We start from the raw sequence: 16318 nt of genomic DNA on the forward strand, positions 1-16318 counted from the left end.
TACGTGCGCACGTCGACGCGCAGCGCGAATGATCGTCACCGGATGGGGTCCGGGCAGTCAGTGAGCCTTCCCCTTTGAATTCGCCGGCAATGAAGCGCGTCGGCCCCGCGGATTATGTCGTCGGCGCGCGACAAATGGCATTGTGCCGATACGCGGGGAATTCTCGATGAAACCGATTCCGGTGTTTTTATGCCGATCGCCATTTATTCACGTTTCAAACGAATTGCCGTGTTGACGGGGCGGCCAGCGCGGCTCTGGCGGGTGAATGGGCGTTGCCGCGCCTTCGTGTCCAGGCAGGGGATTCATGGATTGAATGCGCATCGATTCAAAATATAAATTTCGGAAAGACCCTGGCACGGGATATGCTCAGCGGGCCTTGTCCGGTCGGAACACATGCCGGATATTCGTCAGGGTAATCAGGCAAGCGCATGACCCGGTTTGCTCCGACAAGACGATCGATTAGAGGGTCGATTAGAGGATCGAACGTTTGTGAAATCTGCGCGGGAGTGCCAAGCTGCGCGCGGAGCAAAGTCGTACGCGGATTGATTGGGTTGGGTGACTTGAAACGCAGGCCGTAATTCCTTGCGACGGCCACTACTGACAGTTCATGATATGACACTACTGATTGGGGTCCCTCTGGAGACGGCCCACGAGGAGCGGCGCGTAGCGACCGTTCCCGATGTGGTCGAGAAGCTGATCAAGCTCGGGTTCTCGGTGGCCGTGCAAAGCGGCGCCGGCGCCGGCGCGAACTTCAGCGATGACGACTACCGCACGGCCGGGGCCGAAGTCGTGGCGACGGCTGCCGATCTATGGGGCCGCAGCGATATCGTCCTCAAGGTGCGCCCGCCGAGCAGCGAGGAAGTCGCGCTGATGCGCGAAGGCGGCGCGCTGATCGGCTTCGTCTGGCCGGCCCAGCACCCTGAACTGATGCAGCAGCTGGCCGCGAAGCGGGCCACGGTGCTGGCGATCGATTCGCTGCCGCGCACGCTGTCGCGCGCGCAGAAGATGGATGCACTGACGTCGATGGCCGGCGTGAGCGGCTACCGCGCCGTCATCGAGGCGGCCCACGCATTCGGCCGTTACTTCAACGGGCAGATCACGGCCGCCGGCAAGGTGCCGCCGGCCAAGGTGTTCATCGCCGGCGCGGGCGTCGCCGGCCTCGCGGCGATCGGCACGGCCGCGGGCCTCGGCGCGATCGTGCGCGCCAACGACACGCGCGCGGAAGTGGCCGATCAGGTCAAGTCGCTGGGCGGCGAATTCGTCAAGGTCGACTACGAGGAAGAGGGCTCGGGCGGCGGCGGCTACGCGAAGGTGATGAGCGAAGGCTTCCAGCAGGCGCAGCGCGCGATGTACGCGCAGCAGGCCAGGGACGCGGACATCATCATCACCACCGCGCTGATTCCCGGCAAGCCCGCGCCGAAGCTCATTACGGCCGAGATGGTGCAATCGATGAAGCCGGGCAGCGTGATCGTCGACATGGCAGGCGAGCAAGGCGGCAACTGCGAGCTGACGGTGCCGGGCGAGGCCGTGGTGCGCCATGACGTGACCATCATCGGCTACACGGATCTCGCGTCGCGCCTGGCACGGCAGTCGTCGACACTCTATGCGACCAACCTGCTGCGCGTGGTCGAAGAGCTGTGCAAGACCAAGGACGGCACGATCGACGTCGACTTCGCCGACGACGCGATCCGCGGCCTCACGGTCATCAAGGAAGGCAACGTCACCTGGCCGCCGCCGCCGATCCAGCAGCCGGCCGCCGCGCCGAAACCCGCCGCGCCGCCGGTCGCGGCAAGCGCGTCCAAGGGGCACGGTCACGGCAGCGGCGCGCCGATGTCGGCGAAGTCGCTCGCCATCGTGTTCGCCGTCGGCGCACTGGCGTTCCTGCTGGTCGGCCAGTTCGCGCCGGCCACGTTCCTGTCGCACTTCACGGTCTTCGTGCTGGCCTGCTTCGTCGGCTACATGGTGATCTGGAACGTCACGCCGTCGCTGCATACGCCGCTGATGAGCGTCACCAACGCGATCTCGTCGATCATCGCGATCGGCGCGCTGGTACAGGTCGCGCCGCCGTTGGGCGACGCGGCGGCGGAGGGCCGTCCGTCAGGACTGATCCTGGGCCTGGCGGTGGGCGCGCTGACGCTCACGGCCGTCAACATGTTCGGCGGTTTCGCGGTGACGCGACGCATGCTGGCGATGTTCCGCAAGTAAGGAGACGACAACCATGACTTCCAACCTGACTACCGTCTCCTATATCGGCGCGGCCATTCTGTTCATCCTCAGCCTGGGCGGGCTGGCCAATCCCGAGACCGCACGGCGCGGCAACCTGCTCGGCATGATCGGCATGCTGATCGCCGTGATCGCCACGGTACTCGGCCCGCGCGTCTCGGCCGGGGGCATTCCGTACATCGTGGCTGCACTGGTCGTCGGCGGCGCGGTCGGCCTCTACGCCGCGAAGAAGGTGCAGATGACGCAGATGCCCGAGCTGGTCGCGCTGATGCACAGCCTGGTCGGTCTGGCGGCGTGTCTGGTGGGCTTCGCGAGCTACATCGATACGTCGGTGCAGTTCACCGGTGCCGAGCACGCGATCCACGAAGTGGAAATCTACGTCGGCATCCTGATCGGCGCGGTGACCTTCGCGGGCTCGGTCATCGCGTTCGGCAAGCTCTCCGCCAAGATCGGCGGCAAGCCGCTGCTGCTGCCGGCGCGGCACTGGCTGAACCTGGCCGCGCTGGTGATCGTGATCGTGTTCGGCCGCGCCTTCCTGCATGCGGAGACGATCCAGGACGGCATGACGCCGCTCATCGTGATGACGGTGGTGTCGCTGCTGTTCGGCGTGCACATGGTGATGGCGATCGGCGGCGCGGACATGCCGGTCGTGGTGTCGATGCTCAACAGCTACTCGGGCTGGGCGGCGGCGGCCACCGGCTTCATGCTCGGCAACGACCTGTTGATCGTGATCGGCGCGCTGGTGGGCTCGTCGGGTGCGATCCTGTCGTACATCATGTGCCGCGCGATGAACCGCAACTTCATCAGCGTGATTGCCGGCGGCTTCGGCACCGGCAGCGGTGCGCCCGCGGCGGCGGGCGGCAGTGCCCAGCCGGCCGGCGAAGTGGTGGCGGTGAGCGCGCTGGAGACGGCCGAGTTGCTGCGCGATGCGAAGAGCGTGATCATCGTGCCCGGCTACGGGATGGCCGTGGCGCAAGCCCAGCACACCGTGCACGAACTCACGAAGGTACTGCGCGAGAAGGGCGTCGACGTGCGTTTCGCGATCCATCCGGTGGCCGGGCGCATGCCAGGGCACATGAACGTGCTGCTCGCCGAGGCGAAGGTGCCTTACGACATCGTGATGGAGATGGACGAGATCAACGGCGATTTCCCCGAAGCCGACGTGTCGATGGTGATCGGCGCGAACGATATCGTGAACCCGGCGGCGCAGGAAGATCCGGCGAGCCCGATCGCCGGGATGCCGGTGCTCGAGGTGTGGAAGGCCAGGACCTCGATCGTGATGAAGCGAAGCATGGCGTCCGGCTATGCGGGCGTCGACAATCCGCTGTTCTACAAGGACAACAACCGGATGCTGTTCGGCGATGCGAAGAAGATGCTGGACGAGGTGTTCGGGGCGTTGAAGGCCTGACGGGGAGCAGGGCCGGGTGCGTGCGCGGGTCGAACGACGCCGTCGGATAGTCGGCTGATCGGGGCCCGGCACGCCGGGCATGCGCATCGGGGAAGGCACGGCAGTGCGAAGCGGGGTGGTACGTTTCGCACTGTCTGCCGGTAAAAGACAGCGATCGATTGCCGGCGCGTGGATCGATGCTCAACGAGCATGATGCCGTCGGAACGGGACGCCGCCGCATCGCTGGCGTGACGATCGCCGGTGCTTCGCGGGTTGCCGAAATGGTTCTGGTCGGCCGCTGTCCTTTCCGCCCCAAGGCGCGGTCGCGCCTGACCGCACGAACACTTGACGAACACCAAGGTCTCGCCTGACGGCGATACCGTACTTGCCGCGAACGATACGGGCGCCTTTCCTTCCCATGTCACGCAGCCGGGCCTTGTCCATCCCCGTGACCGCGCCGGCGATGAACCCGTCTATCCGGCGAATCCAAGCGCCGCGAAACCAGTGATCCTTGCGTCGCAGGCGTGCGCCAGTGCCGGATCGTGACTCGAAAAGAAGACGGTGCGGTCTGCCGCCAAGGTCCTGAACAGATCGATCAGAACCGCACGCGACGCGGCATCGAGCCCGCTGTCCGGTTCGTCGGCGATCACGACGGTGGGCGTGCCGAGCGTCGTCGCCGTCAGGAACAGTTTCTTGCGCGTGCCGAACGACATCTGCTCGAAGCGCTTCTCCAGATGCGGTGCAAGCCCGAATCGATCCGCCAGCTCGAGCGTGCGGGTGTCGACGACGGCATTCCTGGCGGCCGCCACGAGACCGAGAAACTCGCGGCCGGTCTGCGACGGATACGCCAGGCAATCGTCGGGCACATACGCCAGCGCGGATTTCGCATCGTGCGGCGCGGTGCGCAGCGAATGGCCGCCGATCCACACCTCGCCTTCGTCCGCGTCGATCGCGCCGGCGAGAATGGCGAGCAACGTCGATTTGCCGCTGCCGGTTTCGTCGCACAGCGCCACGCATCCGGCACCGAATGCGTGGCTGAGTCCTTTGAAGATGACGCGCTTGTCGTAGCGCTTGCCGAGATTGTCGAAGCGGAGCATGGATCGATAGTCAAACGAAAATTTGCCGGGCGAGCGTGACCTGGACCACGGTCAGCTGGATGCCCGGCAGCACGGATTGTCGGGACGCGTAGCGTTGCGGCAGATAGTGTAATGCGAGGCGCGGTGCGCCAGGGCACACGAAGGCGAGCCCAAAGTCGCGGCGCGCGGGTCATACGGCTCGGGTATGCTGGATGAATGCCATCCGGATGACCGACCCGGGCGGCAAAACCGCACACAATCACCGCGATTGCATCGCAACCACCGGCCACACCGGGCCGATTTCAACTCCGGAACAGGGACTCGACATGGCAGAACTGGACAACGCACTGTACGAACGGATCGGCGCGCTGAGCGACGCGGGCGATGCATTGATGGAAGACGGCGACTACGCGGGCGCGCTGACGAAATTCCGGGCGGGATTCGACCTGCTTCCCGAACCCAAGACCAACTGGGAAGCCGGAACCTGGTTGATGGCCGCGATCGGCGACGCGAATTTTCTTCAAGCGGACTACGCGGCCGGACGCGACACGCTCGCCAAGTCGATGCATTTCCCGAACGCGATCGGCAACCCGTTCCTGCACCTGAGGCTCGGTCAGTGCCAGTTCGAACTGGGCGATCTCGACCGCGCGGCCGACGAGCTGATGCGCGCGTACATGGGTGGCGGGCCGGAACTGTTCGAGGACGAGGACGGCAAGTACCTGCGATTCCTGGCGACGCGGGCGGAAGGCATCGAGACGCCCTGACGCGCCGTTCGTGCCGGCGGCCGGCGTCGCGAGAACGCTTCGACGCTTGCGCTGCGACGCCGGGCCTTTTCTCCGCGTGAGCGCGACTTGCCCATGAACCTGACCTTTCCCGTCACCACCCGATCCGACGCCGAAACGCTGGTTGCGATCCGCATCGCCGCGATGCGCGACAGCCTCGAACGCATCGGCCGCTTCGATCCCCGGCGTGCGCGCGAACGCTTTCTCGCGTCGTTCGACCCGGCGCTGTGCCGCTTCATCGAAGCCGATGGAGTGAACGCGGGCTTTTTCGTGGTTCGGCGGCAGGAAGACCACTGGCTGCTCGATCATCTGTACATCGTGCCCGAGCATCAGGGAAAGGGCATCGGCGCGGCCGTGCTGCGCAGGATCTTTGCCGAGGCGGACGAGATGCGCGTGCCCGTACACGTCGGTGCGCTGCGCGGCAGCGATTCGAACCGCTTCTATGCGCGGCACGGCTTCGTGCAGGCGGACGAAGCGGAGTGGGACATCTTCTACGTGCGCGAACCGGGTTCGACGGCGGGGTAGATCGCATGCGGTCGCGCGCCGCGGTAACGCATCCGCGGCGTGTTCCGGACGAGCGCATCAGCGTTTTCCCGGATATGGAATGCGCGGTGTATGCCGATGATGCAGAGAGAATATAAATACACGATCCGAGGCCTATCATGACGACATCTGCAACAAACGGACCGAATGCGGTATCGCCTGAAACGAGCGGGGCGCCGGCGACATCCGACGATGCGGGTGGCGTACCGTCGATCCTGCTGGTCGACGACGAGCCAAGCATGCTGTCGGCGCTCAGGCGCGTGTTCCGGCCTGCCGGCTACGAGATCCTGACCGCGCAAAGCGGCGAGGCGGCCCTCGAGATACTGGCATCGACCGAAGTCGACCTGATCGTGTCCGACATGCGGATGCCGGGCATGAGCGGCGCGGAATTCCTGGCGCGGGCCCGGGCGCTCTACCCGGACACGATGCGCATCCTGCTGACCGGCTATGCGGAGATCGCGTCGGTCGTGCAGGCCGTCAACGACGGCGGCGTCTATCGCTACCTGAACAAGCCGTGGGACGATCACGACCTGCTGCTGACTCTCGAACAGGCGCTGGAGCAGCGGCGCTTGCGGCGTGAAGCGGCCCGGCTCGCCGCGCTGACGGAAGCGCAGAACGAAGCGCTGCGCCGTTTCAACACGGAACTCGAAACGCAGGTTCGTGCGCGCACCGAAGAGCTCGGCCAGACCGTGATGTTCCTCGAAGCCGCGCAACGTGACCTGAAAAGCAGTTTCACCGCGATGGTTCAGGTCTGCGCGAGCATGATCGAGATGCGCTGCGGGTCCGCCAGCGGTCACGCGATGCGGGTCGGCGAGATTGCGCGGCGGCTCGCGCTGGCCGCCGGGATGAGCGAGCTGCATGCACAGGACGTCTATTTCGCGGGGCTGCTGCACGGCATCGGCAAGTTGTCGCTGCCGGACGAATTGCTGCACAAGCCGCTCGCGAAAATGACGGCGGAAGAACACGGCCTGTTCCTGCAGCATCCGCTGCGCGCGCAGATGGTGCTGACGCCGGTCGCGCAACTGCACAAGGTCGCGTCGATCGTGCTGCACCAGTACGAACGCTTCAACGGACGCGGCACGCCGGACGGGCTGGCAGGCGACGCGATCCCGCTCGGCTCGCGGATCGTGGCGATCGCGCGCGATTTCGAAGGGCTGAGGAATGGCGACATCGGCACGCCGCATTCGGTCGAACAGGCGATCGACGCGTTGCACTCGCAGGCGGGCGTGCGTTACGACGCGCTGATCGTCGATAGCCTGGTCGAACTGATGCGGGACCCGGCAGGCCTCGGCATCGCGGCGTCCGTCGCGGAGATCAAGTCCGCGCAGCTGCGCGAAGGGATGCAGCTCGCCGACGATCTGCGCACGCATCGCGGCGTGCTGCTGATGACCAAGGGCAGCGTGATGTCGGCGCACCAGATCGAACTCGTGCGCCGCTTCGAGACGCGCGAGGGGACGTCGTTCGACATCCTCGTGCTGGCCGGCCAGGCGGCCGCGAAGCCGGCGTCGAACGCGGGGGCGGCACCGGCCTGAGCCCGGCCGCGCGGCCTGATGGCCGCGGTGCGCGACCGGGCGCCGCGGCAACGCACTCACCTCGATTCGGGCGCTCGATCATGTACGGCACCTACAATCTCCCGCTGGTCCTGCTGTCGCTCGCGATCGCGACGCTGGCCTCCTATACGACACTCGACCTGGCCGCCTTCATCTCGCTGCTCGACAACCCGAAGCTCAAGCGGGCGTGGCTGGGCGGCGGCGCGGTGGCGATGGGTGCCGGCATCTGGTCGATGCACTTCGTCGGCATGCTCGCGTTCTCGCTGCCGATTCCGCTCGGCTACGCGTTGCCGGATACGGGGGCGTCGCTGGCGATTGCCGTGCTCGTGTCGTACTTCGCGCTGACTGTCGTCACGCGTGCGCGGCTGGGCTGGCGGCGGCTGCTCGCGGGCGGCGCGCTGATGGGCGGCGGGATCGCCGGCATGCATTACGCGGGGATGGCCGCGATGCGCATGGAGCCCGGCATTCGCTACGATGCCGTGCTGTTCGCGGCCTCGATCGGCATTGCGGTGATCGCGTCGACCGCCGCATTGTGGATCGCGCAGGCGCTGCGCGTGCAGCACGCGCGCCATGCGACCGCCCAGCGGGTCGGCGCGGCCTTCGTGATGGGGATTGCCATCACCGGCATGCACTACACGGCGATGGCGGCCGCCCATTTCGCGCCGGACGCACGGTGCGGGGCCGCGAACGGGGTCGACACGCCGTGGCTCGCGACGACCGTCGCGCTGTTTACGATGGGGACGCTGGTCGTCACGCTGTTGCTGAGCCGATTCGATGCGCGCACAACCTTCCTGCGCGGCATGACCGATACGCTCGAGCGGCTCGTGCGGGTGCGGACCGCGGAACTCGAACGCGCGTTGCATCGCTACGAACAGACGACGACGGTACTGCAGCACACGCGCGAGATCATGGCGACCGAGATCGACGAGCGCAAGGTCGCGCAGGCACGGCTCGAACAGGAGAAGGACGAGCAGCGGCGCTTGTTGCACGAACTCGAAGACACCCACGAGCAACTGCTGCAGTCGGAAAAACTCGCGTCGATCGGTCAGCTCGCGGCCGGTGTCGCGCACGAGATCAACAATCCGATCGGCTTCGTCAGTGCGAACCTCAATACGTTGAAGACGTGGGTGCACGGTCTGCTCGACGTGATCGCCGCGCATGAAGCCGCGCTGCCGCAGCTCGACCCGGCCGCGCGCGACGCGCTGGCGGCAATGGGCCGCGCGGCGGACCTGGACTACGTGCGCGGCGAGATCGAGACCCTGATCGACGAATCGATCGACGGCGCGCTGCGCGTGCGGCGCATCGTGCAGGACCTGCGCGATTTCTCGCGTCCGGCGAGCGACGAGTGGAGCGTGGTCGATCTCCGCGCGGGCCTGGAAAGCACGCTCAACGTCGTCCACAACGAACTCAAGTACAAGGCCGACATCGTGCGCGATTACGGTGACGTGCCGCAGGTCGAATGCCTGCCGTCGCAGTTGAACCAGGTTTTCATGAACTTGCTGGTGAACGCGGCGCACGCGATTCCCGAGCGCGGGGTGATCACGATCCGCACGTCGAGCGATGGCGAGCAGGTGACGATCGCGATCAGCGACACCGGAACGGGGATGACGCCGGACGTCGTCCGGCGGATCTTCGATCCGTTCTTCACGACGAAGCCGGTCGGGCAGGGCACGGGGCTCGGATTGTCGGTATCGCACGGCATCGTCGAGCGCCATCGCGGCACCATCGACGTGACGAGCGAGCCCGGCCGCGGCACGACGTTCTGCGTGCGAATACCGATCCGGCGCGCCGGCGGCAATGCGAGTGCGGGTTCGACTGCAACCGCAGGCGTGGCGGAGGCTAGCGCCGATCCAGCAGCGTATCGCCAAGCACACTGAACGCCGCGCCCGGCAACGCGTGCAGATGCTCGACCACGCCGCTGACCGGATAGAACGCCTCGACCGAATCATCGAGTATCCCGACGCCGATCAGTTCGACGCGCCGCTCGCGCAGCGCGTCGATGCGTGCGCGCAGGTCGGAGCGCAGGATCGCCGGGTTGCCGTCGCCGGTTGCCGGATAGCCGTCCGACAGCACCATCAGGATCCGCCGCCGCGCGCGCTTCGCCAGCAGCCGCTCGGCAGCCCAGCTCAACGCCTCGCCGTCGGGATTCTCGTGGCCGCATTCGATGCAGGCGAGACCGCTCGGGTTGTCGGAATCGAACCGCTTGTAGACGCGCAGGTCGAGCCGTTCGACGAACCGGTTGTAGCCGAACGTGTCGCGGCCGGCGTCGATCCAGCGCTGGTAGTGCGCGCGCATCGCGGCATCCTCGACGGAGCTGTAGCCGAGCACTTCGCACGCGAAGCCGAGCTGCGTCAGTGCATCGCACAGCGCCGCCGCGCATAGCGTGGCGAGCTCGATCTTCCTGCCGGCCATCGACCCGCTGCAATCGATCAGCAGGCTGACGGCCGCGTCGCGCCCGGGCGCCGCACGCCGGACGCGGAACGGCGTGCGATAGCCGGGCGCGGTGACGAGGCGGGCGAGCGACATCCGGTCGAGCTCGCCGCGCTCCTGTTCGCGCTTCCAGCGCGTCTGCTCGTCCACTTTCAACGCACGTTCGAGTTGCCGCTTGAGCGGCTCGGTCCGTGCGCGGGCCGCACTTCGCAGGCGATGCCAGCGCGCCGGTTCGCCCTTGCCGGTGAAGTCCGTCACCGTGTCGAACGCGGTGGTCAGCGGGACCGACAGCAGCGGCCGGTTGTCGGCGGACAGGGGAATCGTGCGGGGCGTTGCATCGCCCGGTGACGGCGCCTCGGCTGACGATTCGGTGTCGGCGATCGCACCGGCGCTCGATTCGGCCGAAACCGGCGCACGTGAGTCGTCCGGCGCACCCTGTTCGTCCGATTCGAATTCGGCAGCGATGCTGTCGCCGTCGATCGTGCTGCCCGGATCGGCCGTGAACATCATGTTGTTCGCGCCGGCCGACGCCAGTGCGCGTACGCGTTCGACGATCCGGTGCGCCGCGCGGATGCTGTCGGCGGTCGATGTCGCCGCACGGGCTTCGTCGACGAGATCGTCCGAAGCCGCCATCGTCGCGTCGAGCGACGGCACGCGCTCGATGGGGGGCGGCGGCTCGTCCCACAGCGCGCGCTCGATGCGCCACATCAGCCGGTTGCGCCACGCCATGCGCGGCCACCGATGGAGCGTGTCGGCGGCCGCCGCGACCCGCATCCGCCGCAGGAATGTCATCGCGCCGGGATAGATCGAAGCGAGGCGAGCGGCCGCGCGCCGATCGTCGATCGCCTGCGCAACGGCCCGCACCGCGGGCGACGCCAGCGCGGCAACCTCATCGATCGCGCCGAAGCGGGCGCGCGCCGCGTGGAGGTCGACGAGACCGGTGATCGCGTCGTCGTCCACGTCGCCGGCGAGCAGCGTGTCGGGCAGCACCAGCAGGTCTTGCCGCGCATCCTGCCCGTCGCGCGCGAACCGTACCTCGATGCCGTGCCGTTGCGCGAGCGTGCGGGCCAGCCGGGTCAGGTGAAGCGAGCGCGCGTCGTCGTCCCGGTCCATCCCGTCAGGCCTCGACGTCGATGTAGTGGCGGATGATGCTGCGGATCAGGTCGGCGTCTTCCGCGCTGACCTTCGCATAGATCGTCGGCCCGGCGGCCGATTCGGGGTCGCCGGTGCGCAGCATCAGCTCGGCCCAGTCGATCAGGCGCCGCGTCGAGAACGCGCTGGCCAGATCCTCGCGGACGAATGCGGCGCGGCAGTCGGCCGCGATGGCCGCGAGCGTGTCGGCCATCGCCGCAGTCATGGCCGCGCCGAACGTGCGCTGCAGCACGCGCGCCTCGTCGGGGGGCGGCAGGTAGTCGAGGCGGTAGACGCGCCAGCGGTCGAGAAACGCCTCGTTCATCACGTTGGCGCCCTGGTACAGATGACGGAACTGCCCCATCGCGCCCGCCGCATTGGCCGTCGCGAACAGCCGGAACGACGGATGCGGGACGACGATCTCGTTGCCTTTTTCCTTCAGCAACAGGCGGCCGGCCGGTTCGAGCACGGCCGTCAGCACCGCGAGGATCGCCGGTTCCGCGAAGTCGATTTCGTCGACGATGAGCCACAGCCCGTCACGCATCGCGGTCGGCAGCACGCCGTCGACCCAGATCGTCTCGCCGCCCTTGACGGTCCAGAACCCGACGAAGTCGCCGACCGTCGTCTGCCCGTTCATGTTCGAGCGCAGCACGCCATGGCCGGCCAGCGCGGCGGCCTGCTCGATGAGGCTCGTCTTGCCGGTGCCGGTGTGGCCGATCAGCAGGATGCGGCGGTTCTCGACGATGTCTTCCAGCACGTTCGTCGCGCGCGCGGTGAACAGGTAGGCCGGGTTCAGCGGCGGCACGAGCGGCCCGCCCGGGCCGCGCGGCATCGGCACGCCGCCCACCTGCACGACGTGCGCCGCAGCGCCGACTGCCGCCGCTCGCGCAGCGTGCGCGCGGCGCAGGTCCGGCATGAACGCGCCGCGATGGGCGGGCGTCGCACGGTCGCTCGCTTCGCGCCGGACGAAGCCTTCCTGGATCCACTTGTGCAGCTTCGCATCGAGGTTGTCCGCATCGACGACCGTATCGACCGATGTGCTGCCGTCGGGCCGGTGATGCTGGATGCGGTACAGGTGCGCGCGTTCGGAGCGGCTGACGATCCATTGCCCGGCGGACGGGTCTGCCAGTTGACGATAGACGCCGAGTACCGACGGGGCGGACGGCGGGGAATCAGCGGGTGCGTTCATGGTGGCGAGCGAGAGTGGGGCGGCCGGCGCTTCATGCCTGCGATGCATCGCGTCGATTGTAGATTTTTTTGTCGTGAAGGAGGGCATTCGCGCGGGAATCGATTCGCTGCGATCCGGTGCGGCGCAGGCGGCGCATCGGCCGGCCGGATCAGGCGAGCGCGATGGGGTATGCGTTGCGGCATGGTTGTTCGGCCCCCTCGGCCTGGCGCCGAATCGCTTTTGACGCGCCGCTCCACCGGCAAGGTTGCGGCTCGCGGGCCGTCACGCCTTGATCAACCGGGGGGAATTTCAGTACCGTAGCGGGCTTGATCGCCGGGTTTCGAGCGCGCGTCCTCGGGCGGCTCGGCAGGACATCCAATTGCGCGCCGGTCGTCGAATCCGGCGAAGGAGGGTTGACCGTGACGGAGACAGGAATGGACGAACGGGTGATTCGTCGCGCCGGTGCGCTCGATGCGCCGGCCGTGCTGGGGATCTTCGATGACGTGATAGCGTGGTTCGTTTCCATCGGCAACGATGGGCAATGGGGCCGCGAGCCATGGTCGACGCAACCCAGGCGGATCGCGCTCGTGACCGAAGCCTGTGCGCTGCCCGACGCGTGGGTCGCGGAGGATCGGGAAGGCCGCGTCCTGGGCGCATTGATCCTTGGCGAGTCCATGCCCTACGTGCCGCCGGCGAACGAGCCGGAGATCTATGTGCGCGTGCTGGTGGCGTCGCGCGATGCACGGGCGCGGGGTGTCGGCCGGCGCCTGATGGCCTTCGCGGATGAGCGCGCCCGGGCGGCCGGCGTGGGGCGCTTGCGGGTGGACTGCTATGGCGGCGGGACGGGCGCCTTGGTGCGCTTCTACGAGTCCTGCGGGTATGAGCGAATTTCAACCTTCGACGTGGACGGCTGGCCGGGGCAGCTGTTGGGACGTAGCGTGTGACGGTGCGTGGCCGCCACTTCGCGTGCGACGCACCAGCCGACGGGCAACGCGCGGCCCATGAACAGGCCGCCGTACCGGGCGGCAATGGGGCGCTGCCGGTTCCGGCGCATCGTCGATGAAGCGTTCCAGGTCCTGCCGGTCGGCGGCATTCGCACGGAAGATCGCCAGGAACGCGGGTTTCGGTAGCAGCGAGAAGTTGCCGTGACGATCCGACAACGGGTTGAAACCGGGCTATTTCGCGTCCGGCCGGCCCCCGGCGATTTCGATCGACGTTTCCCAGCGGAAATAACCGGATACGGCGCAGTCGCGGTCGAACACGGCGAAATCGGCCGTACACGTGGTGGCGCCCGCGGCCAGCACGTCGCTGTGCCAGTAGTGGTCCTTCATCGGTTGGCACGACGGATGCAGCAGGTCGTCGGCGACCGGCACCGGGGTGGCCGCATCGCGAACCTCGGCTTCGATCGGCGTGACGATGCCCGCATCCTTCAGCGCGAACCGGACGAACAGCACGCTGGCTTCGGCGCGCAATGCCAGTGCGGTTTCGCGCAGGTGCAGCTGGTCGCCGGGCGACAGGCCCGCAAAGAGCCGGCTGTCGTTGTGGCCGAGCTGCGCGGTGTCGCCCGGGCTCACCACGTAGAGGTGCCGGCCGTCGATCGCGGTCGGCGCGTCGGGGTCCCGGCTCGCCTCGGGGTAGGCCGACAGCAGCGTGACGGCGTCGACGATCACGAGCACATCGCAACGAAGACCAGGCATGAGCGCTTCCTCCGCAACAATTGGGTGACGCGGGCAGCCGCCGCGCGGCCGCCCGCCTGCCGCGATCAGTTATGGATCGAGATGAACGGATCCCAGGAGAAGCAGCCCTGGCTCTGGCAGTTGCGATCGATGATCTGGAACTGGAAGTGATAGGTCACGCGGCCGACCTTCAGGCATTCCGACGACCAGTAGTAGTTCGCGACCTTCTGGCAGGTCGGCACGTCCGGCTTGCTGGTGTTCGGCACCGGAATCGACGCTTCCGCGACCCGCGGCGTGGGCGTCGAGATCAGTTCGTTGCCGACGTTGCCGATGAACTTGTAGAACACCACCTGGTTCTCGAAGCCGAGCGACAGGCTCGTTTCCCGCCAGCGGATGAGGTCGCCGACTTGCGCCTTCAGGTCGAGTTCGCCGCCCGCCTGACCCGAAACCACGTTGTCCTGGTTGGTGACCATGTACACGTGCTTCCAGTCGATCAGCGTCGGGCTATTCGGATTCTTGCTGGGATTAGGATATTTTTTGAGAATGGTTTCGGTATCGAAAGAGACGAGCACATCGGTAACGCGTGACATAGAAGCTCCCGTTTGAATGAATGGGACTTGTTGTTGCGCGAATTGCTTCGTGCGGCCGCCATCGCCTTGTCCTGAAAGGCTTTGTTCCGATCAAGCCATGTGCAGTCGAGATGGCGAATGCAGGTTATCCCGTTCGGTTAATTCTGGAAGCTGTAAAAGTAAACAGGGTATTTAATATTATTTCAGGCGGTAATTTTAAAATTGAAGTCAATCGATTTGATGCATTACTAAAATGTTGCGATATTGAACCTCTTAATTGAGTGGCCGCTTATTTTCGGGCGGCGGGGAGAGGGATGACTTGCCGGTAGGTCCAGAACCGGTGCAGCACGAACGTGGTCGGCGGAACCAGCAGCGCGATCGCGACGATGCTCATCCCGCGGGACATGTCGAGCGCTTCGGCAGCCCGCGCGAGCAGCATCGTTTCGACGAAGCCGGCCAGCGTGACCGCGAGAAAGCGCACCGCGTTGCGGGTGCCCACCGTCGACGAGAAGCTCCACAGCGTATTCGCGAGATACGAGAACGCCGTCGCGCAGAGGAAGGCGATCGCGTTCGCCGTCACCAGCGTCGCATCGAGCCGCGCGAACAGCGCCGCCGCGACCAGCGTGTGGATCGCGGTCGAGCCGAGCCCGGACACGCCGAAGCGCACGAGCCGCGTGCGTTCGCCATGGAGCAGGCCGATCATGGCCGCCGGCGTGCGTCAGCGTGCGCCGATCCGCGCACGGGCCGGCTGCGTGCGCCGGCGTGCGATCTGGCGGCGCGCATCGCGCGCGACCCGGAGGTCGATCACCTTGCTGTGTGCCTGGTAGCGGCGGCGGATCAGGTAGACGGGCCGTTGCTTCGACTCGTCGTAGATGCGCCCGATGTATTCGCCGACGACACCGATCCCGATGAGCTCGATCCCGCCGATGAACAGCGTGACCGAGATCAGCGACGCGTAGCCGAGCACCGCATTGCCGAACAGCAAGGTGCGAACGATGATGAACAAGCCGTACAGGAACGAGAGCGCGGCGATGCCGACGCCGATGTAGGTCCAGCTGCGCAGCGGCACGGTACTGAAGCTGGTGATGCCTTCCAGCGCGAAATTCCACAGCTTCCAGCCGGAGAACTTCGAGTGCCCGGCGCTGCGTGCGTCGCGCTGGTATTCGACGATCACGGTCTGGTAGCCGACCCACGCGAACAGCCCCTTCATGAAGCGATGCCGCTCGGGCAGGTTCCGCAGCGCGTTCACGACCTTGCGGTCCATCAGCCGGAAATCGCCGACGTTCTCCGGCAGTTTCACGTCCGACAGCAGGTTGTGCACGCGATAGTAGATCGCGGCCGCCGTGCGTTTCGCGAACGAATCGCACGCACGGTTGCTGCGCTTCGCGGCGACGACTTCCGCGCCGTCGCGCCAGTGCTCGATCATCACCGGAATCAGGCTGGGCGGATCCTGCAGGTCGGCGTCGAGCGGAATCACGGCATCGCCGAGCGCTTCGTCGAGGCCGGCCGTGAGCGCGGCTTCCTTGCCGAAGTTGCGGGTGAGATCGATCACTCGCACGCGCCGCTCGCCGGTGCTGATCCGGATCAGCCGTTCGAGTGTGTCGTCGCGGCTGCCGTCGTTCACGCAGACGATTTCGAAACGGATCGCGTCGATGGACGTCATCAGCGGAATCACGACGTCGAAGAAGCGCTCGACGGCCTCGCCTTCGTTATAGAACGGCACGACCAGCGATACGAGCGGCGTATAGAGCGATTCCCGCATGATGATTCCCCTTGTGAAGTC

General features: G+C 66.6%; 16 protein-coding genes. 9 read left to right on the forward strand and 7 right to left on the reverse strand.

Features of this window, described 5'->3' with window-relative positions:
- Positions 1-612: 612 nt before the first annotated feature.
- From ACPTTC_RS36080 to ACPTTC_RS36090, 3 genes are all read left to right on the forward strand, one after another.
- Complete coding sequence (locus ACPTTC_RS36080) at positions 613-2205, forward strand: Re/Si-specific NAD(P)(+) transhydrogenase subunit alpha (protein WP_423396095.1); 1593 nt, start codon at positions 613-615, stop codon at positions 2203-2205.
- 13 nt (positions 2206-2218) lie between these two features.
- Positions 2219-3631: a Re/Si-specific NAD(P)(+) transhydrogenase subunit beta gene (pntB, locus tag ACPTTC_RS36085; RefSeq protein ID WP_423396096.1), complete on the forward strand. Its 1413-nt coding sequence runs from the start codon at positions 2219-2221 to the stop codon at positions 3629-3631.
- Positions 3632-3807: 176 nt separating this feature from the next.
- Positions 3808-3981 (forward strand): hypothetical protein, encoded by a 174-nt coding sequence (locus ACPTTC_RS36090; RefSeq protein WP_423396097.1) that lies wholly within the window; start codon positions 3808-3810, stop codon positions 3979-3981.
- A 102-nt stretch (positions 3982-4083) separates the two neighbouring features.
- Here ACPTTC_RS36090 and ACPTTC_RS36095 read toward each other — a convergent pair whose 3' ends face one another.
- Entirely contained in the window at positions 4084-4707 is a 624-nt protein-coding gene (locus ACPTTC_RS36095; RefSeq protein ID WP_423396098.1) for an ABC transporter ATP-binding protein, read from the reverse strand.
- Positions 4708-5012: 305 nt separating this feature from the next.
- On the opposite strand from ACPTTC_RS36095, the gene ACPTTC_RS36100 reads away from it, so the two are divergent.
- The 4 genes from ACPTTC_RS36100 to ACPTTC_RS36115 all read left to right on the forward strand — a co-directional run bounded on the left by ACPTTC_RS36100 (position 5013) and on the right by ACPTTC_RS36115 (position 9438).
- On the forward strand, positions 5013-5450 hold the full coding sequence (locus ACPTTC_RS36100; protein ID WP_423396099.1) for a tetratricopeptide repeat protein: 438 nt from the start codon (positions 5013-5015) through the stop codon (positions 5448-5450).
- 93 nt (positions 5451-5543) lie between these two features.
- Complete coding sequence (locus ACPTTC_RS36105) at positions 5544-5993, forward strand: GNAT family N-acetyltransferase (protein WP_423396100.1); 450 nt, start codon at positions 5544-5546, stop codon at positions 5991-5993.
- Positions 5994-6130: 137 nt separating this feature from the next.
- Positions 6131-7543 (forward strand): HD domain-containing phosphohydrolase, encoded by a 1413-nt coding sequence (locus ACPTTC_RS36110; protein WP_423396101.1) that lies wholly within the window; start codon positions 6131-6133, stop codon positions 7541-7543.
- An 80-nt stretch (positions 7544-7623) separates the two neighbouring features.
- Positions 7624-9438: a histidine kinase gene (locus ACPTTC_RS36115; RefSeq protein ID WP_423396102.1), complete on the forward strand. Its 1815-nt coding sequence runs from the start codon at positions 7624-7626 to the stop codon at positions 9436-9438.
- Here ACPTTC_RS36115 and ACPTTC_RS36120 read toward each other — a convergent pair.
- Both ACPTTC_RS36120 and ACPTTC_RS36125 read right to left on the reverse strand, forming a co-directional pair.
- Positions 9401-11104 carry a cobaltochelatase CobT-related protein gene (locus ACPTTC_RS36120; protein WP_423396103.1) on the reverse strand — a complete coding sequence of 568 codons (1704 nt, stop codon included), beginning with the start codon at positions 11102-11104 and terminating at the stop codon, positions 9401-9403. The two genes, ACPTTC_RS36115 and ACPTTC_RS36120, sit on opposite strands and share 38 nt — an antisense overlap.
- Positions 11105-11108: 4 nt before the next feature.
- Positions 11109-12311 (reverse strand): AAA family ATPase, encoded by a 1203-nt coding sequence (locus ACPTTC_RS36125; protein ID WP_423396104.1) that lies wholly within the window; start codon positions 12309-12311, stop codon positions 11109-11111.
- Between the two features lie 398 nt (positions 12312-12709).
- Here ACPTTC_RS36125 and ACPTTC_RS36130 point away from each other — a divergent pair, with 398 nt between their 5' ends.
- Positions 12710-13234: a GNAT family N-acetyltransferase gene (locus ACPTTC_RS36130; protein WP_423396105.1), complete on the forward strand. Its 525-nt coding sequence runs from the start codon at positions 12710-12712 to the stop codon at positions 13232-13234.
- Between the two features lie 231 nt (positions 13235-13465).
- On the opposite strand, the gene ACPTTC_RS36135 is transcribed toward ACPTTC_RS36130, so the two are convergent.
- A complete protein-coding gene (locus tag ACPTTC_RS36135) occupies positions 13466-13987 on the reverse strand; it encodes an AidA/PixA family protein (protein ID WP_423396106.1) in 522 nt (173 codons plus the stop codon).
- A gap of 65 nt (positions 13988-14052) precedes the next feature.
- Positions 14053-14556: an inclusion body family protein gene (locus ACPTTC_RS36140; RefSeq protein WP_175952420.1), complete on the reverse strand. Its 504-nt coding sequence runs from the start codon at positions 14554-14556 to the stop codon at positions 14053-14055.
- A 20-nt stretch (positions 14557-14576) separates the two neighbouring features.
- Here ACPTTC_RS36140 and ACPTTC_RS36145 point away from each other — a divergent pair, with 20 nt between their 5' ends.
- Positions 14577-14816, forward strand: a complete 240-nt coding sequence (locus tag ACPTTC_RS36145; RefSeq protein WP_423396107.1) for a hypothetical protein — start codon at positions 14577-14579, stop codon at positions 14814-14816.
- A gap of 8 nt (positions 14817-14824) precedes the next feature.
- Here ACPTTC_RS36145 and ACPTTC_RS36150 read toward each other — a convergent pair whose 3' ends face one another.
- Positions 14825-15238, reverse strand: coding sequence for a GtrA family protein (locus ACPTTC_RS36150; RefSeq protein WP_423396108.1), 414 nt, complete (start codon positions 15236-15238; stop codon positions 14825-14827).
- Positions 15239-15253: 15 nt separating this feature from the next.
- A complete protein-coding gene (locus ACPTTC_RS36155; protein WP_423396109.1) occupies positions 15254-16297 on the reverse strand; it encodes a glycosyltransferase family 2 protein in 1044 nt (347 codons plus the stop codon).
- Between the last annotated feature and the right edge of the window lie 21 nt (positions 16298-16318).

The sequence above is a fragment of the Burkholderia mycopellens genome (assembly GCF_964265025.1).
Taxonomy (GTDB): Bacteria; Pseudomonadota; Gammaproteobacteria; order Burkholderiales; family Burkholderiaceae; genus Burkholderia.

Coding starts and splice junctions, on each gene's coding strand:
- ACPTTC_RS36115 (WP_423396102.1), top strand. CDS start 7,624: ATGTACGGCACCTACAATCTCCCGCTGGTCCTGCTGTCGCTCGCGATC.
- pntB (WP_423396096.1), top strand. CDS start 2,219: ATGACTTCCAACCTGACTACCGTCTCCTATATCGGCGCGGCCATTCTG.
- ACPTTC_RS36140 (WP_175952420.1), bottom strand. CDS start 14,556: ATGTCACGCGTTACCGATGTGCTCGTCTCTTTCGATACCGAAACCATT.
- ACPTTC_RS36105 (WP_423396100.1), top strand. CDS start 5,544: ATGAACCTGACCTTTCCCGTCACCACCCGATCCGACGCCGAAACGCTG.
- ACPTTC_RS36095 (WP_423396098.1), bottom strand. CDS start 4,707: ATGCTCCGCTTCGACAATCTCGGCAAGCGCTACGACAAGCGCGTCATC.
- ACPTTC_RS36135 (WP_423396106.1), bottom strand. CDS start 13,987: ATGCCTGGTCTTCGTTGCGATGTGCTCGTGATCGTCGACGCCGTCACG.
- ACPTTC_RS36155 (WP_423396109.1), bottom strand. CDS start 16,297: ATGCGGGAATCGCTCTATACGCCGCTCGTATCGCTGGTCGTGCCGTTC.
- ACPTTC_RS36100 (WP_423396099.1), top strand. CDS start 5,013: ATGGCAGAACTGGACAACGCACTGTACGAACGGATCGGCGCGCTGAGC.
- ACPTTC_RS36090 (WP_423396097.1), top strand. CDS start 3,808: ATGCTCAACGAGCATGATGCCGTCGGAACGGGACGCCGCCGCATCGCT.
- ACPTTC_RS36150 (WP_423396108.1), bottom strand. CDS start 15,238: ATGATCGGCCTGCTCCATGGCGAACGCACGCGGCTCGTGCGCTTCGGC.
- ACPTTC_RS36120 (WP_423396103.1), bottom strand. CDS start 11,104: ATGGACCGGGACGACGACGCGCGCTCGCTTCACCTGACCCGGCTGGCC.
- ACPTTC_RS36145 (WP_423396107.1), top strand. CDS start 14,577: ATGGGACTTGTTGTTGCGCGAATTGCTTCGTGCGGCCGCCATCGCCTT.
- ACPTTC_RS36110 (WP_423396101.1), top strand. CDS start 6,131: ATGACGACATCTGCAACAAACGGACCGAATGCGGTATCGCCTGAAACG.
- ACPTTC_RS36125 (WP_423396104.1), bottom strand. CDS start 12,311: ATGAACGCACCCGCTGATTCCCCGCCGTCCGCCCCGTCGGTACTCGGC.
- ACPTTC_RS36080 (WP_423396095.1), top strand. CDS start 613: ATGACACTACTGATTGGGGTCCCTCTGGAGACGGCCCACGAGGAGCGG.